Origin of the sequence: Ralstonia insidiosa (assembly GCF_008801405.1) — a bacterium.
In the GTDB taxonomy this organism is placed as follows: domain Bacteria; phylum Pseudomonadota; class Gammaproteobacteria; order Burkholderiales; family Burkholderiaceae; genus Ralstonia; species Ralstonia insidiosa.
This window is the reverse complement of the sequence record NZ_VZPV01000001.1, coordinates 2,457,049-2,481,659: the sequence shown is the minus strand read 5'-3', so window position 1 is coordinate 2,481,659 and position 24,611 is coordinate 2,457,049. Positions and strand designations below refer to the sequence as shown.

Genomic DNA, 24,611 nt, shown 5'->3' with positions numbered 1-24,611 from the left:
GAGCGTCAATGCGTCATTACGAAATCGTATTCATCGTCCATCCGGACCAGAGCGAGCAAGTGCCTGCAATGATCGAGCGCTACAAGAGCACGGTCACAAGCCAAGGCGGTCAGGTGCATCGCGTCGAGGACTGGGGCCGTCGTCAACTGGCCTACATGATCCAGAAGCTGGCCAAGGCTCACTACGTGTGCATGAACATCGAATGCGGCAAGGAAACCCTGGCCGAGCTCGAGCACGCGTTCAAGTTCAACGACGCTGTGCTGCGTCACCTCATCGTTCAGACCAAGAAGGCTGAAACGGCTCCGTCGCCGATGATGAAGGAAGTGGCACGCGAAGAGGCCAAGAAGGCCGCCGCTCAAACCGAACAGGCCGCCTAATGCCGCGCGGTGCGGCGCAAGTTTAACTACGCACCGCGAGCATGAACGGAAACCCTGGGGAAAGCGCCATCAACCGCCTGCAGCTCGTCGCCACACTGGTCGAGCGCGAGGTGATGCGATACACCCCAGCCGGCGTGCCCATCGTCAATTGTCTGCTGACCTACAGTGGGCAGGCGATGGAAGCGCAGACAGCGCGACAGGTCGAGTTTTCGATCGAAGCGCTGGGCGCCGGCAAGATGGCCTCCGTTCTGGACCGCATCGCACCGGGCACTGTCCTGGATTGCGTCGGATTCCTGGCTCGCAAGCACCGCAGCAGCAAGACATTGGTCTTTCACATCTCCGGATGTAACGTATTCGTAAAGGATTGAATCATGGCATTCATGAACAAGAAGCAGCGCGACGCGAAGAACAAGAAGCGCTTCACGCAGCAAAACCCGCTGTTCAAGCGTAAGAAGTTCTGCCGCTTCACCGTGGCAGGCGTTGAGCAAATCGACTACAAGGATGTCGATCTGCTCAAGGACTTCATCGGCGAAAACGGCAAGATCACTCCGGCCCGCCTGACCGGTACGCGCGCGATCTATCAGCGCCAGCTCGATACGGCCATCAAGCGTGCGCGTTTCCTCGCGCTGATGCCGTACACCGATCAGCACAAGAAGTAATCGGCGCGGATAAGGAGAACAAACGATGCAAGTCATTCTGCTGGAAAAAGTCATCAACCTGGGTAACCTGGGCGACGTGGTGCGTGTGAAGGACGGTTACGCCCGTAACTTCCTGATCCCGCAAAAGCAAGCACGCCGTGCTACGGCTTCGGCAATCAAAGAATTCGAAGCACGCCGCGCTGAGCTGGAAAAGCTGGCCGCTGAGAAGCTGGCTGCTGCACAAGCCGAAGGCGAGAAGCTGAACGGCCTGACGCTGCAACTGTCGCAAAAGGCAGGTGTGGACGGTCGCCTGTTCGGTTCCGTTACCAACCACGACATCGCTGACGCACTGGTTGCACAAGGCTTCAAGGTCGAGAAGGCGCAAGTGCGTCTGCCGAACGGCCCGCTGAAGACCACGGGCGATCACCCGGTCGTCGTGTCGCTGCACACCGATGTGGCAGTCGACGTGAACGTGTCGGTGCAAGGCGAGACCGTCTAAGCACGTACGCTACACCTCGCGGCGCCCGGGTGACCGGCTGGCGCGAGTCAAGAAGGCAGGGACGAAAGTCTCTGCCTTTTTTTGTTGTCCTTTGTGTCAGGGGTTCAGATTGAAGACCGAGCAGCGCCGCTATAATCCCGCCATGAACGCGCCCTCCGATCCCCAGCTCGATTCCCTCAAGGTGCCCCCACATTCCATCGAGGCCGAACAATCGGTGCTCGGCGGGCTGCTGCTGGACAACGCTGCCTGGGATCGTATTGCCGACTTCATCAACGAAGGCGATTTTTATCGCTACGACCACCGGCTGATTTTCCATCACATCGGCAAGTTGATCTCACAGGCCAAGCCGGCTGACGTGATCACCGTGTATGAGCAATTGCAGGTCGTCGGCAAGGCGGAAGAGGTGGGTGGCCTGGCCTACCTGAACGCGCTGGCGCAGAACACGCCGAGCGCGGCCAACATCCGACGCTATGCCGAGATCGTTCGTGACCGTGGTGTGCTGCGCCAACTGGTGACGATTGCCGACGAAATCTCTGCCGGCGCCTTCAACCCGCAGGGCCGCGATGTGCGCCAACTGTTGGATGAAGCCGAATCCAAGGTGTTCGCGATCGCCGAAGAGGGCGCGCGCGGGCAGAAGGGTTTCCTGGAAATCCAACCGCTGCTGACGCAGGTGGTCGAGCGGATCGACGAGCTGTATCACCGCGACAACCAGAGCGACATCACGGGCGTGCCGACGGGTTTCGTCGACCTTGACCGCATGACCAGCGGTATGCAGGGCGGGGATCTGATCATCGTGGCCGGCCGTCCGTCGATGGGTAAGACGGCGTTCTCGCTCAACATCGGTGAACACGTGGCCGTGGAGCAGGGGCTGCCAGTAGCAGTGTTCTCGATGGAAATGGCGGGCACGCAGCTCGCCATGCGTATGTTGGGTTCGGTCGGTCGGCTGGATCAGCACCGACTGCGTACGGGGCGTCTGCTCGATGAGGATTGGCCGCGCCTGACGCACGCCATCCAGAAGATGAATGACGCACAGCTCTTCATCGACGAAACACCCGCGCTGAATCCGATGGAACTGCGTGCACGCTCGCGCCGTCTGGCGCGGCAGTGCGGGCAGCTCGGCCTGATCGTCATCGACTACTTGCAGCTGATGTCAGGCTCAGGCAACGGCGAGAACCGTGCGACCGAAATCTCGGAAATCTCGCGTTCGCTGAAGGGCTTGGCGAAGGAACTCAACTGCCCAGTGATCGCGCTGTCGCAGTTGAACCGAAGCCTGGAACAGCGCCCGAACAAGCGCCCCGTGATGTCGGACTTGCGGGAATCCGGCGCTATCGAACAGGATGCCGACGTGATCCTGTTCATCTATCGCGATCAGGTCTATAACCCGGATTCACCAGACAAGGGTACGGCCGAAATCATCATCGGTAAGCAGCGTAACGGGCCGATTGGTACGGTTCGTCTCACGTTCCTGGGTGAATACACGAAGTTCGATAACTTCACCGGTGGCAATGCTTTCTTCGACAACGATACGTAATCTGTTTTTCTTGTCGGTCTGCCACAACGTGCCACGCATGATGGGCGCTCGGTTCCGGTAAAATATTGCGTTTTGATGACAGCGCCCGCGGTGATCCCGTCCGGCGCTGTTTTTACGACGTCTGCATTCCTCCGTTTTCAAGGATCATCATGTTCGGTCGCTTCATGCCCACCGAAGGCAAGTTTTTCGAATACTTCAACCAGCACGCCGAGTGCGCCGTCAAGGCGGCCCATGCGCTCAAGGAGCTGGTCAATGACTTGCCCAATGCCGAAATGCATGCGCGCAACGTGCAAAACTTCGAGAAGAAGGCGGACCGCATCACGCATGACACGATCGAGCTGCTGCACAAGACCTTCATCACGCCGCTGGATCGCGACGAGATCCACAAGCTGATCACGACGATGGACGACATCCTCGACCTGATGGAGGACGTGTCGCTCACCATCTCGCTGTATGACGTGACCAACGTGACCGACGAATCGCGCCAGCTGGCCACCATCTGCGTGTCCTGCTGCGAGGAAGTCCGCAAGGCCGTGGCGTTGCTCAGCGACATGAACAATGGCCGCCAGATCCTGACCATTGCGCAGGAAATCGACCGCCTCGAATCGGAAGCCGACCGCGTGATGCGTGCCGCCATGGCAAAGCTGTTCCGCACTGAGAACGACATCAAGCTGTTGATCAAGCTCAAGGCCATCTACGAGCAACTGGAGAGCGTTACGGACCGTTGCGAGGATGTCGCCAACATCATCGAAGGCATCGTGCTCGAAAACGCCTGACGAGACGACGCCTCATGCATACGCTTCAGATCAGTCTTTGGGTGGTCGTCCTGCTGGTGGGATTGGCCATCGTGTTCGACTTCATGAACGGCTTTCACGATGCGGCCAACTCCATCGCTACGGTGGTGTCGACCGGCGTGCTCAAACCGCAGCAGGCAGTGGCGATGGCCGCCGCCTGCAACGTGATCGCCATTTTCATCTTCCATCTCAAGGTGGCAACCACGGTGGGGCGGGACACGATCGATCCGTCGATCGTCGACCACTACGTCATCTTCGGGGCGCTGGTGGGCGCCATCGCGTGGAACATCATCACGTGGTACTACGGCATTCCGTCTAGCTCATCGCACGCGTTGATCGGCGGTTTGATCGGCGCGGCGGTGGCCAAGTCCGGCACAGGCTCGCTGGTGGCGAGCGGTCTGCTCAAGACTGTTGCCTTCATCCTGATTTCGCCGCTGCTGGGCTTTATTCTCGGGTCGATCCTGATGGTGGCGGTGTCGTGGTTGTTCTTCCGAACGCCGCCATCCAAGGTGGACCGGTGGTTCCGGCGGCTGCAACTGCTGTCGGCGTCGCTCTATAGCCTGGGCCATGGCGGCAACGACGCGCAGAAGACCATCGGCATCATCTGGATGCTGCTGATCGCGGGTGGTTATGCGTCGGCCACGGCTGCAGAGCCGCCGGTGTGGGTCATCGTCTGCTGCTATGTGGCGATCGGCATGGGCACGCTGATGGGCGGCTGGCGCATCGTGCGCACCATGGGGCAGAAGATCACCAAGCTCAAGCCGGTGGGCGGTTTCTGCGCAGAAACTGGTGGTGCGCTGACGCTGTTCCTCGCGTCGGCCCTGGGGGTGCCTGTGTCGACCACGCACACGATCACCGGCGCCATCGTCGGTGTAGGCTCGGCGCAGAAGGCATCGGCCGTACGCTGGGGTGTCGCCGGCAATATCGTCTGGGCGTGGGTTTTGACGATTCCCGCTTCCGCGTTCATGGCGGCGATTGCTTGGTGGATCGGCCGGCACGTGCTGTAAATCGATTGCCAACGCGTAAAGCGAAACGCCCACCAAATTGGTGGGCGTTTTGTTTTGGACGTGCCGGCGCGCTATTGCGTGGCGAAGCGGGCGATGGGATCGTCGTCCACAGGTACGGTGTTGGACGGTGTGCTGCGTGCGCGGGCGAGGGCGCCCAGCGGGTCGTCGTCGATCATCCGTGCTGGTGCGGCAGGTGCTGCCGGGATCGGCGTGACTGCAGGCGCAGGGGCATCCGGCAGATTGCCGACCGCCACCACGCGGCGTGCACCCATGTAGCGGCTCGCCCAGTAGGACTTGGTCATGTCCTCCAGACGGACCGTGCCGCCGGTAGCCGGTGCATGCACAAACCGATTCTGGCCAACGTAGATGCCGACGTGCGAGTTCGGCTGGCCCGTGGTGTTGAAGAAAACGAGGTCGCCCGAGGCCACGTCGCGGCGTTCCAGCGAGGTACCGCGACGGCCCATCTCGGCAGCGGTACGGGGCAGATTGACCGAGGCGGCGCGCTGCACGACGTAGCGCACGAGTCCGCTGCAATCGAAGCCGGTGTCGGGCGTATTGCCGCCGTAGCGGTAAGGCGTACCGACCAGCGCCATCGCTTCAATGGAGATCTCCTCCAGCCCTGCGCTCGGATCGTTGACCGTGGCGCCGCGTGTGCGCAGTCCGGTGGTATCGCGCGAGGCGGTGGAGCGGGTAGGCGTCGATGAACAGGCGGACAGCAGGCATGCCAGCGCCAGCAGGGCAGCGCCTGCCAGTCGGGTGTTGCCATGAGGAGAACTGTGCCGCGTCAGCATGCGCCATCAGGAAAGTCCGGATAGCTCGCATGCTATGCGTTCGGCGCCCCAAATGCCAAATTCGGGCCGACGCAGGCCACGCGGCGTGTTGGTGAGGCGCAACGCCAAGCGGGGTGCGGGTCTGCAGAATTTCCTCCCATGGCGTCGCGGTTTTCGGGCGGGTGTTACCAGCGCAACTGCACGTTACGCGTACTGCCAGTCTGCACCGTGACGCGCTTGGTGGTGCCCTGGTAGCTGGCGATGACGTTATAGCTGGCGGGCGGTGCCTTGATCAGGCAGCGCGGGCCATCGGCGCGGAAGCTGGCGACTTCCTTCCCGTGTCGGGTGATTTGAACGTGAACGTCGGCGAGGTATTCGCCGCTCGGCCCCTGCGTAAACAACAGAGACAAGTTGTAGTTGCGTGCTTCGGCGTTCAAGGCCTGTTGTTCATCCTGGGCAACGCCACCACAGACGTAGCTGATCTGACCGGCGGTCTGCGGCGTGAGGTTCTTGCCCTGCGCGGTGGACGCGCTGGCAGACAACAGCATTGCCAGCGCGACCCAGGGTAGTGTCGAGCGCGTGCGGAACTGCGGATTTCGCTGCATGAACATCGTCGAGCCTCCTGTAGGTGAATGAACGGCAAGGACTATGCAGCAAGAAAAAGGCCGCGCAATTGCACGGCCTTGTGGCACAACAGTTGGCGACGGGCGAACCCGTCGCTGTATGGCGGTTACAGCACGTCCGACGCGTGATCTGCGAGTCGCGAACGCTCGCCGCGCGCCAGCGTAATGTGACCGCTGTGGCTCCAGCCCTTGAAGCGATCCACCACGTACGTCAAGCCGGACGAACCTTCCGTCAGGTACGGCGTGTCGATCTGCGCGATGTTCCCCAGGCAGATGATCTTGGTGCCCGGGCCCGCGCGCGTAACCAACGTCTTCATCTGCTTGGGCGTCAGGTTCTGTGCCTCGTCGATGATGAGGAACTTGTTGACGAAGGTGCGGCCGCGCATGAAGTTCATGCTCTTGACCTTGATGCGCGAGCGGATCAGCTCTTGCGTGGCAGCGCGGCCCCATTCACCGGCGTTGTCGTCGGACTTCTGCAGGACTTCGAGGTTGTCATCGAAGGCGCCCATCCACGGCTGCATCTTCTCTTCTTCCGTGCCAGGCAGGAAGCCGATGTCTTCACCCACAGGCACCGTGGCGCGCGTGATGATGATCTCGTTGTAGAGCTTCTGGTCCAGCACCTGTTCCAGGCCTGCAGCCAGCGCCAGCAGCGTCTTGCCCGTGCCGGCCGAGCCCAGCAGCGTGACGAAATCCACCTCAGGGTGCATCAACAGGTTCAGCGCGAAGTTCTGCTCGCGGTTGCGCGCGGTCACGCCCCAGACGTTGTTCTTCTGGTGCGTGTAGTCCTTGAGCGTCTGCAGCACGGCGGTTTTGCCGTTCAGCTCCTTGACCTGCGCGTACAGCGGCAGGCTGCCGTCATTCGGCTCCAAGAAGACGAACTGGTTGACCAGGAACGACGGCACCAGCGGGCCTGACAGGCGATAGAACGTCGTACCCGTCTTCGGGTCCTGCCAGCTCTCGATGTTCTTGCCGTGCTTTTGCCAGAAATCGGCGGGCAGGGCCATCACACCGCTGTAGAGCAGGTCGGTGTCTTCCAGCACACGGTCGTTGAAATAGTCCTCTGCTGGCAGGCCGAGCGCGCGCGCCTTGATCCGCATGTTGATGTCTTTCGACACCAGCACGACGTTGCGATCCGGGCGCTGCTGCTGCAGCGCGGCCACCACGCCCAGGATCTGATTGTCGGCTTTGCCCTGCGGCAGGCCGTCGGGCAGCTTGATGTCGTTCAGGCGCGTCTGGAAGAACAGACGGCCTTGCGCATCGCGGTTACCCAGTTTTTCGAGCGGCAGGCCTTCGTCCATCACGCCGTCGGTGCCGGCAACCAACTGGTCAAGCGTGCGGCTGACCGTGCGTGCGTTGCGCGCGACTTCGCTCATGCCCTTCTTGTGGTTGTCCAATTCCTCCAACGTCATCATCGGCAGATAGACGTCGTGTTCTTCAAAGCGGAAGAGCGACGACGGATCATGCATCAGCACGTTGGTATCGAGCACAAACAGCTTGGTCGGGCCCTCGTCGCGACGGGCGCGGCGGCGGGCAGCGGTTTCGGTCGACTTGTCGGTGGTGGGCACCTTGTCGACGGTCTTGGTAGCGACGGTCGGACGCTGGCGGGCGTCTTCCTTGGCCATCGGCGAAGCTTCGCCTGAACGGGCCCGGGCCGTGCTGCCGGTCGCACGTTTCGGTTGTGCACGGCCGGTTTCGGACAGCGCCTCGCGCTCCAGCGCGGGTACCGGTTTTCGAGGTTCCTGACCCGCCTTGGGCTTTCCGGCTTTGCCGAAAGGCTTGAATTCAGCCGGGTCTAGCAATTGGGCTGGCTGGGTGGGCATGGTCGGCAGCGGCATGCTTAGATTACCTCTCTGGAGGGAACAACGACGAAACACCGCGCCCGCTCATGGCGGGGCGATGCTGGTGGAAAACATGTGGGAACGGGCCGCCGCGGCGCTCACAGGTGCGCATGAACGACAGCCACAAAAAAGCCGCCATGACCTGCGAGAGGTGGGGCGGCCTAGGTGGGTACCACGAGCGCCACAGCAAGTTGCACGATTCGGACGTTCTGCCCAGCCTTGCTGCTGGGGAAAACGCCGATGCGGTATCAGGCCAACTTGGCCGCCGGTACCGTCGTGGGCAATCGGAATGGCATCCGGATTTCGTACTCATCGGTTCCGACTGTATCGGAAGCGTTTGTGATTTGCAATCTGTCACATGTGACGTGTGGTGTCGCGTTGCGGCCACGCGAAACTGGCACAAAAGCAAGCGCCGTTGTGCCCCGCGCGGCGCTTTGGTGACTCATGGGTGACAAGCGCGATTACAGCGCGCGCACTGCCGCCAGAACATCATCCACATGGTTGGGCACCTTCACGCCGCGCCATTCTTTGCGCAACACGCCTTTGGCATCGACCAGGAACGTGCTGCGCTCGATGCCGCGCACATCCTTGCCATACATCTTCTTCATCTTGATGGTGTCGAAGAGATTGCAGACGGCTTCGTCGGTGTCGGAGATCAGCTCGAAGGGCATCTCCAGCTTGGCCTTGAAGTTCTCGTGCGACTTCAGGCTGTCACGCGAGATGCCGAACACGACGGCGCCGGCCGCTTCAAAGGCGTCGTACTGGTCACGGAAATTCATTGCCTCGGTGGTACAGCCGGGCGTGTTGTCCTTCGGATAGAAATACAGCACGACGATCTTGCCATGCTGCGACGCCGGCGAGAACGTGACGCCGCTGGTGGCCGGCGCGGAGAAATCGGGAAGAGGCTTGTCGAGGGTGACGGGCATGGTGTGTTCCGGAAAACCGCGGGGGAGAGACAGGAAACTCGTGGACGGGCAAGGCTGAAACACGGCGCCCGCCGCCGAACCGGAGCCCAGAGCAATCAGGCCGGCTGAACGATCAGGCTGCCGCTGCGGCCGGCAACTTCGCCCCACGTGACGGGCTGCACGGGCAGGGTGCTGCGATCGAGCGTCGCGTAGTAGTCGCCCATCGATGCCAGCCGATGGCCTTGCGCACGCCAGCCTTGCAGCAACTCGCGGAAGATCGGGGCGAGTTTCTGCCCTTCAAGCTCCGCATGCAAGGTAAACACTTGGTCGCGATCGGATTCGGTCATCTTCAGGATGTGCCGGGCGACGGTTTCTGTCGTCAGGTCATCCACACCGATGAGTTCATCCAGCGTCGGAAGCGTGGTCGGCAATTGGACGTGGTTCAGTGCCTGACCGTCAACGCTTGGGATGTACGGATGCGTGCCGCGGCCGTCTGAAGCGTAGGCCATGCTCCAGGCGTCGATCTGGCGGAAGGCGTGGTCGTTCATCTGCCAACCAGCGGCGCCGTGTGTGACCGGCGCATGACCGAAGATCTCGGCAAAGCGCTTGTGTGAGGCGCCCATCTGGCGGGCCGTCCAGGCGGCATCGCGCTCGCGGACGTTGTCTTGCCAGAGCACGTGGTCCCACGTGTGGATGCCGGTCTCGAAACCTGCCTCGGCAATCGCACGCATCTCTGCGGCAGCCTTGCGGCCGATGTCGGGGCCGGGCAGCAGCACGCCGTACATCAGCGTGCGCAAGCCGTAGTGCTCGACCACGGACGTGCGGGAAACCTTTTTCAGGAAGCCGGGGCGGAATGCCCGGCGCAGCGCCCAGCCGGTGTGATCCGGGCCAAGGCTGAAGAGGAAGGTCGCGCCTGCCTCGTGCTCACGAAGCATGCGCGAGAGATTGGGCACGCCTTCGCGGGTGCCGCGCAGGGTGTCGACGTCGATCTTGAGGACGATGAGGGCCATGAACCTGCGCGGGGTGGTGCTTTGCTGTTGCTTACTTGTTGCCGTTGCCTTCTTCGACCAGGCTGCGGGCGTCGGCCACGTGCATGCGATACGCTTCGAAGATGTTCGCCAGCGCGTCCTGCATCGTGGTGGTCGGCTTCCAGCCGAGTTCGTCCATGGTGTTGGCGATCTTCGGCACGCGGTTCTGCACGTCCTGGTAGCCGTTGCCGTAGTAGGCGCCGGAGGTCGTTTCCACCAGTTGGACTTGCTTAGCGGTGTCCTTGTACTCGTCGATCTTGGCGGCTTGCTCCAGCATCATGTTGGCCAGCTCGCGCACCGAGTAGTTGTTCGACGGGTTGCCGATGTTGTAGATCTTGCCCGAAGCCACGCCATCCTTGTTGGCGATGATGCGCACCAGCGCGTCAATGCCGTCATCGATGTACGTGAAGGCGCGCTTTTGGCTGCCGCCGTCGACGAGCTTGATGTTCTCGCCGCGCACGATGTGGCCGAGGAACTGCGTCACGACGCGCGACGAACCTTCCTTCGGGGTATAGATCGAGTCCAGGCCCGGGCCGATCCAGTTGAACGGGCGGAACAGCGTGAAGTTCAGGCCTTCCATGCCGTAGCCCCAGATCACGCGGTCCATCAGCTGCTTGGAGCACGCGTAGATCCAACGCGGCTTGTTGATCGGGCCGTAGACCAGCGACGAAGCTTCCGGATCGAATTCCGAATCGGTGCACATGCCGTAGACCTCGGAGGTCGACGGGAAGACCAGGTGCTTCTTGTACTTGGCGGCCGAACGCACGATCGGCAGGTTGGCTTCAAAGTCCAGCTCGAACACGCGCAGCGGGTCTTTGACGTACGTCGACGGCGTGGCGATGGCCACCAGCGGCAGGATCACGTCGCATTTCTTCACGTGATACTCAACCCACTCCTTGTTGATGGTGATGTCACCTTCGAAGAAGTGCATGCGCGGGTGGTTGACCAGGTCGCCCAGACGCTCGGTCTGCATGTCCATGCCATAGACCTCCCAGTCGGTGGTCTCCAGGATGCGCTTGGACAGGTGGTGGCCGATGAAGCCGTTGACGCCGAGGATCAGTACTTTTTTCATGAAGGCAAACTCAAGATCAGGAGATGGCAAGCTGGCTGGCGAGCTGCTGTGCGGTCACGACGGACGTGCCGCCGGCAGCATTGGGATCGACGCGCCAGAGCTCGTGGATGGCAATGGCTCCCCCATCGCCGCACACGCCGAACGTCGCATTATCCACGACGTGCAAGCCCGGGGGCAAATTCGTGAAGGTTTGATGTGCCAGACGGGCGCGGGCGACGATATAGCGCTCGCTGCCGGCGTCTGTAAATGCACCAGGGTAGGGCGGTGCGACGGCACGGATCAGGTTGTAGACCTGCTGGGCAGGCTTTGACCAGTCGATACGGCCGTCTTCGGGCTTGCGGCCGCCGAAGTAGCTGCCGTTGGCGAGCACGTTCGGGTGCTGCGGAATCTGTCCGGCAATCATCGCGGGCAGTGCACGCCACAAGGTTTGTTCAGCGGCCACGGTGGCCTTCTCGAACACTTCGTGTGACGTATCGTCCGGCAGGATCGGCACGATGGTCTGGTCGACGATGTAGCCGGCATCCGGTTTTTCGACCATCTCATGCAGGGTGGCGCCGGTTTCGGTCTCGCCGTGCAGGACGGCCCAGTTGATCGGCACGCGGCCACGGTACTTCGGCAGGAGCGATCCATGCATGTTGAACGCGCCAAACTTGGCGAGGTTCAACAGCGACATCGGGATCATGTGCCGGTAGTAGAACGAAAAGATGAAGTCCGGCGCGATGGCGGCGATGCGGGCGCGCAGGTCTTCACCGTTCGCGTTCTCCGGCGTGATGAACGGAATGCCCAGTTCCTGTGCTGTGGCGCGCACGCTGCCAAACCAGATGTTCTCGGCGGCGTTGTCTTCGTGCGTGACGACGAGTTCGACCTGGATGCCGCGCGCCGCCAGCACGCGCAGGCAGCGCACGCCGACGTTGTGATACGCAAAGACGACAGCACGGCGCTTGATGTCCGAACTCATGCAACACCCCGCTGCGAATTGTTCTTCAGGTCAGCCGGGCCGGCTTCGTGCAGATGGGGCGTGTCTTCCAGCACGCCTTGCACCAGATAGCGCGGACGCTCACGCACCTGTTGATAGATGCGGCCGATGTACTCGCCCAAGAGGCCAATGCCAAACAGCAGCACGCCCATCAGGAAGAACGTGATGGCAAACAGCGTGAATACGCCCTGAACTTCCGCGCCAAGCACGAAGCGGCGAATCACCAGCAGGATGAACAGGATGGCCGAGGCCAGCGACAGCAGCATGCCGATCGCCGAGAACCATTGCAGCGGCACCACCGAGAAGCCCGTCACCAGGTCGAAATTCAGGCGCACCAGCTTGTACAGCGAGTACTTCGATTCGCCTGCGAAGCGTTCTTCGTGGTCGACTTCGATTTCGGTCGGGTTCTTGCTGAAGGTGTAGGCCAGTGCCGGGATGAAGGTGTTGACTTCGCGGCAGCGGTTGATGGTATCGACGATGGTCCGGTTGTAGGCGCGCAGCATGCAGCCCTGGTCGGTCATCTTGATGTGCGTGATGCGCTCGCGCAGCGAGTTCATGGCGCGCGATGCGGTGCGGCGGAACCAGCTGTCCTGCCGGGCGCGACGGATGGTGCCGACGTAGTCGTAGCCTTCGTCGAGCTTGGCTATCAGGCGGCCGATTTCTTCCGGCGGGTTCTGCAGGTCGGCATCAAGTGTGACGACGCGTTCGCCGCGCGCATGCTCGAAGCCGGCCAGGATGGCCATGTGCTGACCATAGTTGCCATTGAACAGCACGACGCGCGTGCTGTCCGGGCGTGCGCGGAACTGCTCGGCCAGCATGGCGGCGGAGCGGTCGCGGCTGCCGTCGTTGACGAACACGACCTCGTACGAAATGCCGAGCGCATCGAGTGCGGGATACAGTCGCGCAAACAGCGCGGCGAGCCCGTCTTCTTCGTTGTAGACAGGAATGACGACCGAGAGAGCGGGTGTCTTCATTATTGGCTTATTGGTACTGGGCGCAAAGTTGGCGGACCGCGCTGACCACGCGATCCACGTCAGAATCTTCCATGCCGGCGAACATCGGCAGCGTGACAATAGCGCGGCCGATGCGTTCTGCCACTGGGAACATACCCGGCTTCCAGCCGAGTTCGCGATAGAGCTTGAACAGATGGATGGGCGGATAGTGCACGCCCGCGCCGATGCCCAGCGCCTTCAGGCCGGCCATGAACCCGGCGCGGTCCACCTTCAGGCGATCCAGTGGCAGCACGATCTGGAACATGTGCCAGTTGGTGGCCGTGAAATCTTCCACCGGCAGCTCGACGCCGAACGATTCGATGTCGGCCGCGCGCATGGCGGCAAAGTAGCGGCGCGCGAGTGCGGCGCGGCGTGCGGTCACGGCTTCAAGCTGCGCGAACTGGCCCAGGCCGATGGCCGCATTGACGTCCGTCAGGTTGAACTTGCCGCCGACCAGGTCGACTTCCATGCCGTCGAAGCCGGTGCGCACGACGCCTTGCAGGCGGTACTTCTCGGCCAGCACGGCTTCTTCGGGCGTGTTCAGCACGAGCGCGCCGCCTTCGATGGTGGTGATGTTCTTGTTGGCCTGGAAGCTGAAGCTGACCAGATCGCCAATCTCACCGATGCGCTTGTCGCCCCAGCGCGAGCCGATGGCCTGCGCGGCGTCTTCCACCACGCGCAGCTTGTGGCGGCGGGCGATGTCGTACAGGCGATCCATATTGACAGGCAAGCCGGACAGGTAGACCGGAATGATCGCTTTCGTGCGCGGCGTGATGGCGGCTTCGACCTTGTCCAGATCGATGTTGCGCGTGACCGGGTCAATATCGACGAAGACCGGCTTGGCGCCAACCGTCAGCACCACGTTGGACGTGGCCACCCACGAGATCGGCGTGGTGATGACCTCATCGCCAGGGCCGATGCCCGCGATGCGCAGCGCGACTTCCATCGTGGCCGTACCGTTGGCGAACGTGCGCACGATGCGCCCGCCGAAGTATTCCGACAGCGCGGCTTCGAACGCGGCAACCTTCGGGCCCGAGGTGATCCAGCCAGAGCGCAGCACATCAGCCACCGCGGCGATGGTCGCCTCGTCAATGGTCGGGCGCACGAAGGGCAGGAACGGTTGTTCAGCGGTGGCGTTGGTTTGCGTCATTGTGGCAAATGCGGACGTAAATAGGATGAGGAGGCCAAGCCGCTCATGAGCGGGCTAGCACGAGCACACCGACGAGGATGATGGCGATGCCGACCAGTCGCTGGATCGACAACACTTCGCCAAACAGATACCACGCCAGGAAGGCATTGACCACGTAGCCCAGCGAGAGCATTGGATACGCAATGGTCACATCCACGCGCGACAGGCCGAGGATCCACACCACCACGGAAATCACGTAGCACGACAGGCCGCCGATGATGGGCAACTGCGTTGCAAGCTTGATGCCGATCGGCACGATGTTTTCGGCCGAGAACGCAAAGCGGCCAATGTTGTTGACGCCTGCCTTGAGCAGTAGCTGGGCGCAGGCATTGAGCATGACGCCTGTCAGGATCAGCCCGAAAGTGACCAGATTCATGTGTTGTTTTGATGTTTTACCAACTGCGGCGGCTTCCCCGCGACTCTACCGCCGGGGCGCATGTTACGACAATTCCGCTTGCACGCCCCTTTCGGCGGGGCCGAATGATGACAAGCGGGTGGCACCTAGTTGCGCCGCACGATCACGCGGCGGGCATCTCGGGCGATCACAATCATCGGTACGCCCTGGGCTGACAAGCGGTCATACGTACCCGGCCCCATCATGGCGACGGCCTGGCCGCCTTCCTTCCAGTGGGTCACGAAGGCCTCGGTGGTCGGAATCCACTTGGTGGGCTCTTGCTCGATGCCGAAGGCCAGTTCATCGGGCTGCTGCACCATCGTGGTTGGCGTGCCGAGGTAAAACGGCATTGTATGGTCCAGTCGCTCCACCGCATAGAACGGTACGCCGGGCTTCAGCCACGGTTTGACGGCAGGTACGAGATCGATACCCGACATCGAACGCCCGAATGCCTCGTGGCCGAGCAGGGCGACCGTAAACGTCAGGAACCACGCACAGGCGAACGCAACGAGACTCTCAAAGCGCCTGTCTGCAAAGCGCAGCGCCAGCCACGTAAAAACGGCGCCTGCAGCGAAGGCCACCGCCAGGAACACCCCAAAACGCGAAAACACGGCATTCGGGTACATGTCCGACGACATTGTTGCCACATAGCCGCTCGCCGCCAGACCGACCACGGCCAACGCCAGGAAGACCTTGAGTTGCCAGCGCCAAGCGCGCTCGCTGGTCGTTTCCAGCGCCAGCGCAGCCAGAACCGCCAGCGCCGGGATGATCGGGAAGATATAGCCCGGCAGCTTGGAGTCGGAAATGCTGAAAAACGCGAAGATCAGGATGGCCCACAAACCGAGCATGAGCGTTGGTCGGAAGCCATTGGTAGCAGTTTCAGTGCGAGCGAAGGAGAGGCGTGCCGCGCCCGGCAGTTGCGCAAGCCACGGCAGGAAGCCCGCCAGCAGCAGCGGCACGAAATACCAAAGCGGCGCGTTGCGGTTGTGCACGGTCGAGGTGAAGCGCTGGAAGTGCTCGTGCACGAAGAAGAACCACGCAAACTCCGGGTTGCGCGCAGAAATCAGCGCGAACCACGGTGCACCCACCGCAAAGAAGACGATCAGCCCCGTCATCAGGTGCAGCCGTTTCCACAATGCCCAGTCACGCGCGACGAGTGTGTAGACCACCAGCACGAAGCCCGGCAGCACAACACCGATCAGGCCCTTGCTCAGTACAGCCAGTGCCATCGACGCCCAGCAGACCCACATCCAGTTGCGTTGCTGGCTGCGCGTGGCATCCGGATGCTGTGCCAGCAGCAGCGCCGCCAGTGCCATCGTCATGCAGCCGGCCACGCCCATATCGAGCGAATTGAAATGTGCACCCACATTCCACATCGGCGCACTCACCAGGACCAGCCCGGTGATAACGGCGGTTCGTTTGCCCCACCAGCGCGCTGCCGCCAGCATCGTGAAAACGAGGCCGGCGATGCCCGACAACGCCGTGAACAGCCGTGCCTGCCAGTCGCCAACGCCAAACAGCGTGTAGGCGAGCGCCGTGCCCCACATCTGCAGCGGTGGCTTCTCGAAATACTTCAGGGCGTTGTAGCGGATGGTCACCCAGTCGCCCGTGGTGAACATCTCGCGGGCGATCTCGGCGTAGCGGCCTTCGTCGGTGGGGATCAGGTGGCGGTAGCCCAGTGTGCCCAGCCAGACAGCCAGAAAGGCGGCGGCCAGCAGCCACAGGGAGGCATTGCGCCAGGGCAGGGCAGGCGCGTTGGCAGAGCGGTCGATCGGCATGCAGTCAGGCGCGTTCGATCAGCAATGCGGCCGCCGCTTTGCGGCCTTCCAGCATCAGGATGTTGTAGGTGCGGCCCGCGGCCTGCAGGTCCATTGCTTCCACGCCGATGCGCTTCTCGGTGAGCGGCGCGGTCAGGCGCGGGTGCGGAAAGCGCAGTTTGTTACCGGTGCCGAATACGACCACCTCCGCACCCAGTTCCAGCAGGCGGGCGAAGTGCTCGGGCGTGAGGTCTTCAAAGCGCGCGACATCCCACGGTATGACCGCACCTTCGGGCATGACGAGCACCGAATGCTCGTAGCGCACCTTGTTGATTTCGATATAGCCGTCGCCATAGGCGGTGACGGTATTGAGAACGGTGGTTGGATCGGAGGAATGGAGCTTCAAGGCGGAATCCCATCAGGCGCATTGGCTGCGGCGCACACAGCAGCAGAGCGCTAGGTTTCAGACTGCCGGGGCGATCTCGCTGCGTTGCAAAAATGCCCGCCGAAGTCTGTCATAATGGGCTAAATTATATCTTTTTCTCTCCTTTGCCCGCCGCGCCCGACGCCACGAACGACCGGCGACGCCCGGCAAGGAAGAGCGCAGCGCTTGCCGCGCAAGTGGCGCCACCCTCGCCGCCTTGCTGCATTACAAAATCATCCGCAATCCAAGCCCGCTCGACATCGCCCGTGAAAACGATCCAGAAATCCGCCAAGCTCAATAACGTCTGCTATGACATTCGCGGCCCCGTGCTCGAGAAGGCCAAGCAGATGGAAGAAGACGGCCATAAGATCATCAAGCTGAACATCGGCAACCTAGCCCCGTTCGGCTTTGATGCCCCGGAAGAGATTCAGCTGGACATGATCCGCAACCTGCCGAACTCGGCCGGTTATTCGGATTCCAAGGGCATTTTCGCGGCGCGCAAGGCGGTGATGCACTACACGCAAGAGCAGGGCATCAAGAACGTCACGCTGGATGACATCTACCTGGGCAATGGCGCATCGGAGCTGATTTCGCTGGCGACCAACGCGCTGCTCGATCAGGGCGACGAGCTGCTCCTGCCGGCGCCCGACTACCCGCTGTGGACCGCGGTGACCAGCCTTTCGGGCGGCACGCCAGTGCATTACTACTGCGATGAGTCCAACGGCTGGATGCCGGACCTGGACGACATCCGCGCCAAGATCACGCCGAACACCAAGGGCATCGTCGTCATCAACCCGAACAACCCGACGGGCGCGTTGTATTCCGATGATCTGCTGCGCGGCATCATTGCGATTGCGCGCGAGCACGGCCTGGTGATCTTCGCCGACGAGGTGTACGACAAGGTCCTGTTTGACGACAACAAGCACACGGCTCTCGGCTCGCTGTCGGAAGATGTGCTGACCATCACGTTCAACAGCCTGTCGAAGAGCTATCGCTCGTGCGGTTACCGCGCGGGCTGGATGGTCGTCTCCGGCGACAAGCGCCCGGCCAAGGACTACATCGAAGGCCTGAACATGCTGTCGTCGATGCGCCTGTGTGCCAACGTGCCGGGGCAATGGGCGATCCAGACTGCGCTGGGCGGCTATCAGAGCATTAAAGACCTCGTGGCGCCGGGCGGCCGCATGCGTCGTCAGCGCGACCTGGCGCACGAGCTGATTACTGCGATCCCGGGTGTGACCTGCGTGAAGCCCAAGGCTGCGCTGTACATGTTCCCGCGCCTCGATCCGGCCGTGTACCCGATCGAAGACGATCAGCAATTCATCCGCCAACTGCTGGAAGAGGAGCGTGTGCTGCTGGTGCAGGGCACGGGCTTCAACTGGCACTCGCCGGACCACTTCCGCATCGTCTTCCTGCCGCACGAAGACGACCTTCGTGAAGCGATTGGCCGAATTTCGCGCTTCCTGGAGCGGTACCGTCAGCGTCACGGTACTGGAATCCGGGCCGCCTGAGTCGGCAATTCGCTCGGTCATCCGTCAGACATGTTGTTCGCGGGGCAGACCGAAGTGTCTGCCCTGTCCGTTTTTTGCTTTCCGTTTTTACGATACGTCCCATGAATCCCATCAAGATCGGCCTGCTCGGGCTCGGTACCGTCGGTGGCGGTACCCTCAAGGTTCTGCAACGGAACCAGGAAGAAATCCGTCGTCGCGCTGGGCGCGGTATTGAGGTCGCCATGATTGCTGTGCGCAACCTCGAGAAGGCACGTGCCATCGTGCAGGAAGCCGGGGCGACCGTGCCCGTGGTGAACGATCCGTTTGCGATCGTGGATTCGCCCGAGATCGATATCGTCGTAGAACTGATCGGCGGCTATGACCTGACGCGCGAACTGGTGCTGCGCGCCATCGCCAACGGCAAGCACGTCGTCACCGCCAACAAGGCGCTGCTGGCCGTGCACGGCAACGAGATCTTCAAGGCTGCCCAGGACAAGGGCGTGATGGTGGCGTTCGAGGCCGCAGTGGCCGGTGGCATCCCCATCATCAAGGCGCTGCGCGAGGGCCTGACGGCCAACCGCATCGAGTGGATCGCCGGCATCATCAACGGCACCACGAACTTCATCCTGTCGGAGATGCGTGACAAGGGCCTGGACTTCGACACGGTGCTGAAGGAAGCCCAGCGCCTGGGGTATGCCGAGGCCGATCCGACGTTCGACATCGAAGGCTTCGACGCCGCACACAAGCTCACGCTCATGAGCGCGATCGCTTTTGGTGTGCCGGTGCAGTTCGAGCGCGCGTATGTGGAAGGCATCACCAAGCTGGAAGCCGTCGATATCCGCTACGCCGAAGAACTCGGCTACCGCATCAAGCTGCTGGGCATCACGCGTCGCGCTGAAGCGGGCATCGAGCTGCGCGTACATCCGACGCTGGTGCCGACCAAACGCCTGATCGCGAACGTGGAAGGTGCGATGAACGCCGTGGTCGTCAACGGTGACGCCGTGGGCCCGACGCTGTACTACGGCAAGGGCGCCGGTGCCGAGCCGACCGCCTCGGCCGTCGTCGCCGATCTGGTGGACGTGACCCGCCTGCACACGGCTGACCCGGAACACCGCGTGCCGCATCTGGCGTTTCAGCCCGACGCGCTGTCCGACACGCCGGTGCTGCCGATCGACGAAGTGCGTTCGAGCTACTACCTGCGCATCCGCGTGGCCGATCAGACGGGCGTGCTAGCCGACATCACGCAGATCCTGGCCAAAACCGGTATCTCGATCGACGCGATGCTGCAGAAGGAATCGCGCGAGGGCGAGCCGCAGCCGCAGACCGACATCATCATGCTGACGCACACGGCCGTTGAGAAACACGTGAACGGTGCCATTGCCGCCATCGAAGCGCTGCCGACCGTGCTGTCGAAGGTCAAGCGCATCCGCATGGAAGAGTTGAACTGAGGTCATGAGCATGCAATACCGATCGACCCGCGGCCACGCAGAGCCGCAGAGTTTTTCCCGCATCCTGCTGGGCGGCTTGGCGCCGGACGGCGGCCTGTACCTGCCCGAGCAGTACCCGCAAGTCAGCGTTGAAGAACTGACCCGCTGGCGCGATCTGCCATATGCCGACCTCGCGTTCGAGATCCTGCGCAAGTTCGCCACCGACATTCCGGAAGACGATCTGCGCGCGCTGACCCGCCGCACGTACACGGCCGAGGTCTACAGCAACGCGCGCGCCGGAGACAACACCGCCGACATCACGCCGCTGCACAAGCTGGGCGATGAAGGTGGCACGTCGCTGTCGCTGCTGTGCCTGTCCAACGGCCCGACGCTGGCGTTCAAGGACATGGCGATGCAGCTGCTGGGCAACCTGTTCGAATACGCACTCGACCGCGAGCACGCCGAGTTGAACATCCTGGGCGCCACCTCCGGCGACACCGGCAGCGCCGCCGAATACGCCATGCGCGGCAAGCGCGGCGTGCGCGTGTTTATGCTGAGCCCGCACCGCAAGATGAGCGCGTTCCAGACCGCGCAGATGTTCAGCCTGCAAGACAAGAACATCTTCAACATCGCCATCGAAGGCGTGTTCGATGATGCGCAGGACATCGTCAAGGCCGTGTCGAACGACCACGAGTACAAGGCCCGCCAGAAGATCGGCACGGTCAACTCGATCAACTGGGCGCGCGTTGTGGCGCAGGTTGTCTACTACTTCAAGGGCTACCTGCTGGCCGCCCCGAAGATTGGCGACAAGGTCTCGTTCTGCGTGCCGTCGGGCAACTTCGGCAACGTCTGCGCGGGTCACATCGCGCGCATGATGGGTTTGCCGATCGACAAGCTGGTCGTTGCGACCAACGAGAACGACGTGCTCGACGAGTTCTTCCGCACCGGCACGTACCGCGTGCGTTCGGCCGCGCAGACGTACCACACGTCCAGCCCGAGCATGGACATCAGCAAGGCATCGAACTTCGAGCGCTTCGTGTTCGACCTGCTGGGCCGTGACCCGGCGCGCCTCGCGCAGCTGTTCCGCGACGTGGACGAGAAGGGCGGTTTCTCGATGACCGGCAAGCCGGAATTCGATCGCATCGCCGAGTTCGGTTTTCTCTCGGGCCGCAGCTCGCATGAGGACCGCGTCAACACGATCCGCGACGTGTTTGCCACTTACGGCACGATGATCGACACCCACACCGCCGACGGCGTGAAGGTGGCGCGCGAGAACCTGACGCCAGGCGTGCCGATGGTGGTGCTGGAAACGGCGTTGCCGGCCAAGTTCGGCGACACCATCCGTGAGGCGCTGGACCGCGAGCCGGAGCGCCCGGCCGGCTACGCTGACATTGAATCGCTGCCGCAGCGCTTCGAAGTCATGCCTGCGGATGCCGACCGCATCAAGGGCTACATCGCCCAGCACACGGGCCTGTAAATCCATGGCAGCGGTGCCGGATGACGTAGCCGAGGCAGCCTTCACGCGCTGCCTGCACGACATCCGTGCCTGCCGCGAGTGCAAGGGCGCGCTGGCGCACGAACCTCGCCCGGTCGTGGTGGCGGATCGCCGCGCGCGCCTGCTGATCGTCGGGCAAGCCCCTGGACGTATCGTCCATGAAACCGGCATCCCCTGGAATGATCGCTCGGGCGATCGCTTGCGCCAGTGGCTGCAAATCTCGTACGCCGATTTTTACGCCGACAAGCGCATCGCTGTGGTGCCAATGGGGTTCTGCTTTCCCGGCACCGGCGCGAATGGCGATTTGCCGCCGCGTCCGGAATGCGCGCCCAAATGGCATCGGCCCTTGCTGACGGCCATGCCGGAGGTCAGGCTGGCGTTGCTGGTCGGTACCTATGCCCAGCGCCACTATCTCGACGTTCCGCGTGATTGGTCGCTCACCGATGTGGTCCGCAATGGCCCTGTTCAGGATGGAGACGGCCGCGTGCTGTTCCCGCTGCCGCACCCGAGCCCGCGCAACCTGGCCTGGTTCAAGCACAACCCGTGGTTTGACGAGCACATCGTGCCCGCGATGCGGACGGCGCTGGCAGACGCATTCGCTTGATACGCCGGCGCTGATGGATGGCGGCCGCCTGGAACCGATACAATCGAAATCTTCCTTTCGATTTCGTTCCATCATTCCCGCATGTCTGCCAACGATGCTCCCGCCGTCAAACCGTCCCTGCTGACGCTCGAAGCGGCGCTGTCGCAATTGCTCGCCGCTGCACGCGTTCTGCATGACACCGAAACCGTGCCGACGCTGCACGCCAACGGCCGCATCCTCGCGCAAGCCGTGCACAGCAGCCTCAACGTACCGCCGGCAGACAATACGTCGATGGACGGCTACGCCGTGCGCGCAGCCGATATCACTGTGCCGGGCACGCGCCTGAAGGTGGCGCAGCGCATTCCTGCGGGTCACGTCGGCCAGCCGTTGAATGCGGGCGAAGCGGCGCGCATTTTCACTGGCGCGATGATTCCGCCGGGCGCTGATGCGGTCGTCATGCAGGAGCAATGCAAGGCTGATCCGGATACGGGCACCGTCGTCATTGACCATGTGCCGGAATCGGGCGAGTGGATTCGCCGCGCGGGCGAGGACATCGCCGACGGTGCCGAAATCCTGCCGCGCGGCGCGCGCCTCGGTGCACAGCAACTGGGCCTGGCCGCATCCGTCGGCTGCGCCAACCTGCAGGTTGTGCGCCGCCCGCGCGTGGCCGTGTTCTTTACCGGCGACGAGCTCGCCATGCCCGGCGAACCGCTCAAGCCCGGCGCCATCTACAACTCCAACCGCTTCACGCTGCGCGCGCTGCTCGAAAACCTCGGTTGCGACATCACCGATTTCGGCATCGTGCCTGACACACTGCAGGCCACGCGCGAGACGCTGCGCGAAGCTGCTGAAGCGCACGACCTGATCATCACGTCGGGCGGCGTCTCGGTGGGCGAGGAAGACCACATCAAGCCCGCCGTGGAAGCTGAAGGGCGCCTGAACATGTGGCAGATCGCCATCAAGCCGGGCAAGCCGCTGGCTTTTGGCGAGGTGCGCCGGCCTGAAGGCATGGTGGGTGGGCCAACCGCGTTCTTCATTGGTTTGCCGGGCAATCCGGTATCGAGCTTCGTGACCTTCCTGCTGTTCGTGCGGCCGTTCATCCTGCGCCTGCAGGGTGTGGCCGACGTGGCGCCCAAACGCATCCCGATGCGCGCCGACTTTGCGCTGCCCAAGGGCGATCGCCGCAACGAGTTTCTGCGCGCGCGCATCAACGCCAACGGCGGGTTGGATCTGTTCCCGAACCAGAGCTCCGGCGTGCTGACCTCCACCGTGTGGGGTGATGGTCTGATCGACAACCCGCCCAACCAGCCGATCGCGCAGGGCGACGTTGTGAGCTTCCTGCCGTTCGCGGGTCTGGTGTAAGGAGCGATGGCCATGCAGATCGAGCTTCGTTTCTTTGCCAGCGTGCGTGAGCAACTGGGGACCTCGCATGAGGCGGCGACCGTGCCGGACACCTTGCGCACAGCGGGTGACGTGCGCCGCTGGCTGATGGCGCGTGGCCCGGTATGGGCCGAGGTCTTGGCTGAAGGCCGTGCCCTGCGCATGGCGGTGGACCACCAGATCGTGCCTGCCGATACCGCGATTCACGAAGGCTGCGAAGTCGCATTCTTCCCGCCCGTCACTGGCGGCTGAGCGGAGGAGAGCGACCATGACCGTTCGTGTGCAGGAAGCCGACTTCGACCTCGGTGCTGAGATTGCCGCGCTACGCGCCGGCCGCCCGAGCATCGGTGCGGTGGCCAGCTTTATCGGTACCGTGCGCGACATTAACGACGGCTCCGGTGTGTCGGAGATGGAGTTGGAGCACTATCCCGGCATGACCGAGAAGGCGCTCGCCAACATCGTGAGCGCAGCCATGCAGCGCTGGGAGCTGATCGACGCACTGGTCATCCACCGCGTTGGCAAACTCAAGCCGGAAGACCAGATCGTGCTGGTGGCGGTGGCCTCCAAGCATCGCGGTGAGTCCTTTGCCGCGTGCGAGTTCATCATGGATTACCTCAAGAGCGAAGCGCCGTTCTGGAAGAAGGAACAGACGCCAGAGGGTGCCCGCTGGGTCGATGCACGCGTGACCGACGACAAAGCGCTCGCCCGCTGGGGCGTCACCACCAGCAACGCGGCCGGTGCTTCCACCGCAGCCGGCACACCGGCGCAACCCAACGACTACGAATAACAAGGACGCGGCCGCATGAGCGGAATGGGTTTTCTGGCAGTCGGGGTGGGCGCTGCGCTAGGGGCCTGGTTGCGCTGGGGGTTCGCCGTGTTGTGGAATGCGATCAATCCGGCCTTGCCGTACGGTACGCTGGCGGCCAATCTGGTGGGGGGCTACCTGATTGGCGTGGCGGTCGGTTTTTTCGATACGCATGCGGGGCTGCCGCCGGAGTGGCGCTTGCTGGTCATTACCGGGTTCCTGGGCGGCCTGACGACGTTCTCAACGTTTTCCAGCGAGGTCGTCGCCAATATTCTGGCCGGCGACTACGTCATCGGTGCACTGCACATCGTGGCGCATCTGGGCGGTTCGCTCTTCCTCACGATGCTAGGTCTCTGGACGGTGCGTACGTTCAGTTAATCGGCGTCGTTCGCATGGGCAGTATGAATCACATTACATGCGGCGCACAGGCTGCGGTGCGACGATCCTGAGCCCCGTGCTCACCCTCGGCAAGACGATTCCCGCGCACTTGGGGCTGCGGCGCGACCGGCAGGCGCGCCGCCGTTTGCGCTGGCGCAAATCTGCATGAAAACCGGCGATTGCGTGCTTGAAATGCCACCGAAGCTCCCTATCTTTCGGAACAAGTGAATAATTTCCGCAAG

At 62.6% G+C, this 24,611-nt stretch carries 27 protein-coding genes; 15 read left to right on the top strand and 12 right to left on the bottom strand.

Annotated features, from left to right (window positions below; genetic code table 11):
• The first annotated feature begins 8 nt into the window (after positions 1-8).
• The 7 genes from rpsF to F7R11_RS11760 all read left to right on the top strand — a co-directional run bounded on the left by rpsF (position 9) and on the right by F7R11_RS11760 (position 4,846).
• Positions 9-377 carry a 30S ribosomal protein S6 gene (gene rpsF, locus F7R11_RS11790; protein WP_021194273.1) on the top strand — a complete coding sequence of 123 codons (369 nt, stop codon included), beginning with the start codon at positions 9-11 and terminating at the stop codon, positions 375-377.
• Between the two features lie 41 nt (positions 378-418).
• A complete protein-coding gene (gene priB, locus F7R11_RS11785; protein WP_021194274.1) occupies positions 419-745 on the top strand; it encodes a primosomal replication protein N in 327 nt (108 codons plus the stop codon).
• A gap of 3 nt (positions 746-748) precedes the next feature.
• Positions 749-1,036 (top strand): 30S ribosomal protein S18, encoded by a 288-nt coding sequence (gene rpsR, locus F7R11_RS11780; protein ID WP_021194275.1) that lies wholly within the window; start codon positions 749-751, stop codon positions 1,034-1,036.
• Between the two features lie 25 nt (positions 1,037-1,061).
• Positions 1,062-1,514: a 50S ribosomal protein L9 gene (gene rplI, locus F7R11_RS11775; protein ID WP_021194276.1), complete on the top strand. Its 453-nt coding sequence runs from the start codon at positions 1,062-1,064 to the stop codon at positions 1,512-1,514.
• A 142-nt stretch (positions 1,515-1,656) separates the two neighbouring features.
• Positions 1,657-3,045, top strand: a complete 1,389-nt coding sequence (locus F7R11_RS11770; RefSeq protein ID WP_021194277.1) for a replicative DNA helicase — start codon at positions 1,657-1,659, stop codon at positions 3,043-3,045.
• A gap of 149 nt (positions 3,046-3,194) precedes the next feature.
• Positions 3,195-3,821 carry a DUF47 domain-containing protein gene (locus F7R11_RS11765; RefSeq protein WP_064803730.1) on the top strand — a complete coding sequence of 209 codons (627 nt, stop codon included), beginning with the start codon at positions 3,195-3,197 and terminating at the stop codon, positions 3,819-3,821.
• A 14-nt stretch (positions 3,822-3,835) separates the two neighbouring features.
• Positions 3,836-4,846 carry an inorganic phosphate transporter gene (locus F7R11_RS11760; RefSeq protein WP_021194279.1) on the top strand — a complete coding sequence of 337 codons (1,011 nt, stop codon included), beginning with the start codon at positions 3,836-3,838 and terminating at the stop codon, positions 4,844-4,846.
• Positions 4,847-4,917: 71 nt separating this feature from the next.
• On the opposite strand, the gene F7R11_RS11755 is transcribed toward F7R11_RS11760, so the two are convergent.
• The 12 genes from F7R11_RS11755 to F7R11_RS11700 form a co-directional block, all read right to left on the bottom strand.
• Complete coding sequence (locus tag F7R11_RS11755) at positions 4,918-5,637, bottom strand: C40 family peptidase (protein WP_064803728.1); 720 nt, start codon at positions 5,635-5,637, stop codon at positions 4,918-4,920.
• Between the two features lie 164 nt (positions 5,638-5,801).
• On the bottom strand, positions 5,802-6,227 hold the full coding sequence (locus F7R11_RS11750; protein WP_064803726.1) for a hypothetical protein: 426 nt from the start codon (positions 6,225-6,227) through the stop codon (positions 5,802-5,804).
• 119 nt (positions 6,228-6,346) lie between these two features.
• Positions 6,347-8,074: a PhoH family protein gene (locus tag F7R11_RS11745; RefSeq protein ID WP_064803725.1), complete on the bottom strand. Its 1,728-nt coding sequence runs from the start codon at positions 8,072-8,074 to the stop codon at positions 6,347-6,349.
• Between the two features lie 464 nt (positions 8,075-8,538).
• On the bottom strand, positions 8,539-9,003 hold the full coding sequence (locus F7R11_RS11740) for a peroxiredoxin (RefSeq protein WP_064803723.1): 465 nt from the start codon (positions 9,001-9,003) through the stop codon (positions 8,539-8,541).
• Positions 9,004-9,098: 95 nt separating this feature from the next.
• Positions 9,099-9,992, bottom strand: a complete 894-nt coding sequence (locus F7R11_RS11735; protein ID WP_064803720.1) for a 4-deoxy-4-formamido-L-arabinose-phosphoundecaprenol deformylase — start codon at positions 9,990-9,992, stop codon at positions 9,099-9,101.
• A 31-nt stretch (positions 9,993-10,023) separates the two neighbouring features.
• The gene (locus F7R11_RS11730) at positions 10,024-11,082 is read right to left on the bottom strand and encodes a bifunctional UDP-4-keto-pentose/UDP-xylose synthase (protein ID WP_021194285.1); all 1,059 of its coding nucleotides are present in this window, start codon (positions 11,080-11,082) and stop codon (positions 10,024-10,026) included.
• A 16-nt stretch (positions 11,083-11,098) separates the two neighbouring features.
• Positions 11,099-12,028: a formyltransferase gene (locus tag F7R11_RS11725; RefSeq protein WP_064806343.1), complete on the bottom strand. Its 930-nt coding sequence runs from the start codon at positions 12,026-12,028 to the stop codon at positions 11,099-11,101.
• Positions 12,029-12,036: 8 nt separating this feature from the next.
• Positions 12,037-13,032 (bottom strand): glycosyltransferase, encoded by a 996-nt coding sequence (locus F7R11_RS11720; RefSeq protein WP_064803718.1) that lies wholly within the window; start codon positions 13,030-13,032, stop codon positions 12,037-12,039.
• 7 nt (positions 13,033-13,039) lie between these two features.
• Positions 13,040-14,200, bottom strand: a complete 1,161-nt coding sequence (locus F7R11_RS11715) for a DegT/DnrJ/EryC1/StrS family aminotransferase (protein ID WP_064803716.1) — start codon at positions 14,198-14,200, stop codon at positions 13,040-13,042.
• A 43-nt stretch (positions 14,201-14,243) separates the two neighbouring features.
• The gene (locus F7R11_RS11710) at positions 14,244-14,615 is read right to left on the bottom strand and encodes an EamA family transporter (RefSeq protein ID WP_021194289.1); all 372 of its coding nucleotides are present in this window, start codon (positions 14,613-14,615) and stop codon (positions 14,244-14,246) included.
• A gap of 125 nt (positions 14,616-14,740) precedes the next feature.
• Complete coding sequence (locus F7R11_RS11705; RefSeq protein WP_064803713.1) at positions 14,741-16,411, bottom strand: glycosyltransferase family 39 protein; 1,671 nt, start codon at positions 16,409-16,411, stop codon at positions 14,741-14,743.
• Positions 16,412-16,415: 4 nt separating this feature from the next.
• Positions 16,416-16,796 (bottom strand): Mth938-like domain-containing protein, encoded by a 381-nt coding sequence (locus F7R11_RS11700; protein WP_064803711.1) that lies wholly within the window; start codon positions 16,794-16,796, stop codon positions 16,416-16,418.
• A 284-nt stretch (positions 16,797-17,080) separates the two neighbouring features.
• Between F7R11_RS11700 and F7R11_RS11695 the strand changes: the two genes are divergently transcribed.
• The 8 genes from F7R11_RS11695 (at position 17,081) to crcB (ending at position 24,369) form a co-directional block, all read left to right on the top strand.
• On the top strand, positions 17,081-18,322 hold the full coding sequence (locus tag F7R11_RS11695) for a pyridoxal phosphate-dependent aminotransferase (RefSeq protein ID WP_031329206.1): 1,242 nt from the start codon (positions 17,081-17,083) through the stop codon (positions 18,320-18,322).
• 101 nt (positions 18,323-18,423) lie between these two features.
• On the top strand, positions 18,424-19,749 hold the full coding sequence (locus F7R11_RS11690) for a homoserine dehydrogenase (protein WP_064803709.1): 1,326 nt from the start codon (positions 18,424-18,426) through the stop codon (positions 19,747-19,749).
• Positions 19,750-19,759: 10 nt separating this feature from the next.
• Positions 19,760-21,205, top strand: coding sequence for a threonine synthase (gene thrC / locus F7R11_RS11685; RefSeq protein WP_031329208.1), 1,446 nt, complete (start codon positions 19,760-19,762; stop codon positions 21,203-21,205).
• Between the two features lie 4 nt (positions 21,206-21,209).
• On the top strand, positions 21,210-21,827 hold the full coding sequence (locus tag F7R11_RS11680; RefSeq protein ID WP_064803707.1) for a uracil-DNA glycosylase family protein: 618 nt from the start codon (positions 21,210-21,212) through the stop codon (positions 21,825-21,827).
• Between the two features lie 81 nt (positions 21,828-21,908).
• On the top strand, positions 21,909-23,168 hold the full coding sequence (locus F7R11_RS11675) for a molybdopterin molybdotransferase MoeA (RefSeq protein ID WP_064803705.1): 1,260 nt from the start codon (positions 21,909-21,911) through the stop codon (positions 23,166-23,168).
• 12 nt (positions 23,169-23,180) lie between these two features.
• Entirely contained in the window at positions 23,181-23,438 is a 258-nt protein-coding gene (gene moaD / locus F7R11_RS11670; RefSeq protein ID WP_064806341.1) for a molybdopterin converting factor subunit 1, read from the top strand.
• Positions 23,439-23,454: 16 nt separating this feature from the next.
• A complete protein-coding gene (locus tag F7R11_RS11665; RefSeq protein WP_064803703.1) occupies positions 23,455-23,973 on the top strand; it encodes a molybdenum cofactor biosynthesis protein MoaE in 519 nt (172 codons plus the stop codon).
• Positions 23,974-23,988: 15 nt separating this feature from the next.
• The gene (gene crcB, locus F7R11_RS11660; protein ID WP_064803701.1) at positions 23,989-24,369 is read left to right on the top strand and encodes a fluoride efflux transporter CrcB; all 381 of its coding nucleotides are present in this window, start codon (positions 23,989-23,991) and stop codon (positions 24,367-24,369) included.
• Positions 24,370-24,611 lie beyond the last annotated feature (242 nt).

Coding starts and splice junctions, on each gene's coding strand:
- F7R11_RS11730 (WP_021194285.1), bottom strand. CDS start 11,082: ATGAAAAAAGTACTGATCCTCGGCGTCAACGGCTTCATCGGCCACCAC.
- F7R11_RS11765 (WP_064803730.1), top strand. CDS start 3,195: ATGTTCGGTCGCTTCATGCCCACCGAAGGCAAGTTTTTCGAATACTTC.
- priB (WP_021194274.1), top strand. CDS start 419: ATGAACGGAAACCCTGGGGAAAGCGCCATCAACCGCCTGCAGCTCGTC.
- F7R11_RS11720 (WP_064803718.1), bottom strand. CDS start 13,032: ATGAAGACACCCGCTCTCTCGGTCGTCATTCCTGTCTACAACGAAGAA.
- F7R11_RS11705 (WP_064803713.1), bottom strand. CDS start 16,411: ATGCCGATCGACCGCTCTGCCAACGCGCCTGCCCTGCCCTGGCGCAAT.
- F7R11_RS11735 (WP_064803720.1), bottom strand. CDS start 9,992: ATGGCCCTCATCGTCCTCAAGATCGACGTCGACACCCTGCGCGGCACC.
- rpsF (WP_021194273.1), top strand. CDS start 9: ATGCGTCATTACGAAATCGTATTCATCGTCCATCCGGACCAGAGCGAG.
- moaD (WP_064806341.1), top strand. CDS start 23,181: ATGCAGATCGAGCTTCGTTTCTTTGCCAGCGTGCGTGAGCAACTGGGG.
- crcB (WP_064803701.1), top strand. CDS start 23,989: ATGAGCGGAATGGGTTTTCTGGCAGTCGGGGTGGGCGCTGCGCTAGGG.
- F7R11_RS11715 (WP_064803716.1), bottom strand. CDS start 14,200: ATGACGCAAACCAACGCCACCGCTGAACAACCGTTCCTGCCCTTCGTG.
- F7R11_RS11755 (WP_064803728.1), bottom strand. CDS start 5,637: ATGCTGACGCGGCACAGTTCTCCTCATGGCAACACCCGACTGGCAGGC.
- rpsR (WP_021194275.1), top strand. CDS start 749: ATGGCATTCATGAACAAGAAGCAGCGCGACGCGAAGAACAAGAAGCGC.
- thrC (WP_031329208.1), top strand. CDS start 19,760: ATGCAATACCGATCGACCCGCGGCCACGCAGAGCCGCAGAGTTTTTCC.
- F7R11_RS11675 (WP_064803705.1), top strand. CDS start 21,909: ATGTCTGCCAACGATGCTCCCGCCGTCAAACCGTCCCTGCTGACGCTC.
- F7R11_RS11750 (WP_064803726.1), bottom strand. CDS start 6,227: ATGTTCATGCAGCGAAATCCGCAGTTCCGCACGCGCTCGACACTACCC.
- F7R11_RS11745 (WP_064803725.1), bottom strand. CDS start 8,074: ATGCCGCTGCCGACCATGCCCACCCAGCCAGCCCAATTGCTAGACCCG.
- F7R11_RS11710 (WP_021194289.1), bottom strand. CDS start 14,615: ATGAATCTGGTCACTTTCGGGCTGATCCTGACAGGCGTCATGCTCAAT.
- F7R11_RS11770 (WP_021194277.1), top strand. CDS start 1,657: ATGAACGCGCCCTCCGATCCCCAGCTCGATTCCCTCAAGGTGCCCCCA.
- F7R11_RS11740 (WP_064803723.1), bottom strand. CDS start 9,003: ATGCCCGTCACCCTCGACAAGCCTCTTCCCGATTTCTCCGCGCCGGCC.
- F7R11_RS11665 (WP_064803703.1), top strand. CDS start 23,455: ATGACCGTTCGTGTGCAGGAAGCCGACTTCGACCTCGGTGCTGAGATT.
- F7R11_RS11690 (WP_064803709.1), top strand. CDS start 18,424: ATGAATCCCATCAAGATCGGCCTGCTCGGGCTCGGTACCGTCGGTGGC.
- F7R11_RS11760 (WP_021194279.1), top strand. CDS start 3,836: ATGCATACGCTTCAGATCAGTCTTTGGGTGGTCGTCCTGCTGGTGGGA.
- F7R11_RS11680 (WP_064803707.1), top strand. CDS start 21,210: ATGGCAGCGGTGCCGGATGACGTAGCCGAGGCAGCCTTCACGCGCTGC.
- rplI (WP_021194276.1), top strand. CDS start 1,062: ATGCAAGTCATTCTGCTGGAAAAAGTCATCAACCTGGGTAACCTGGGC.